The organism is Paraburkholderia tropica, from assembly GCF_914484835.1.
GTDB classification, from domain to species: Bacteria; Pseudomonadota; Gammaproteobacteria; order Burkholderiales; family Burkholderiaceae; genus Paraburkholderia; species Paraburkholderia tropica_A.
Genome location: NZ_CAJZAR010000002.1, coordinates 1 through 394, shown reverse-complemented (window position 1 = coordinate 394; position 394 = coordinate 1). Strand labels below are relative to the sequence as shown.

Genomic DNA, 394 nt, shown 5'->3' with positions numbered 1-394 from the left:
CGGCGTCACGCGACTGCGTGGCGTTAGCGACGTTCGTCAACTGGACCGGCGTCGACGCGTTGGCGCCGCCGAGGGTGAGCTTGTCGTGCGCGCCCGAGTCGTACACCACCGCATCCACCGCGCCGCCACGCGCAACTGCTGAAACGGCATCCAGCGCCGCGCCCACGTTGGAGAACGAACTGCCGCTTACGATATAAGTCGGCGTGCTGATCGTACCGTTCGAATTGACCGTCGTATGGCCGCCCAACGCCGCTGCCGTGGAGTCCGCCAGAGCGTAAAGCTGCGAGCCGTTCACTGCGTCGTTGCTGGCCGCGCTCACCGTACCTGCCGCTACGTTGTGCAGCGCCACCGGCAAACTTGCGCCGAGACCGCCGAACGTGACCGAGCCCTTCGA

Annotated in this window: 1 pseudogene; it reads right to left on the bottom strand. The window is 66.5% G+C overall.

Annotated elements, in window-relative coordinates:
• Positions 1 to 394: pseudogene (locus tag LDO54_RS39130) on the bottom strand (YadA-like family protein); the annotation flags it as partial.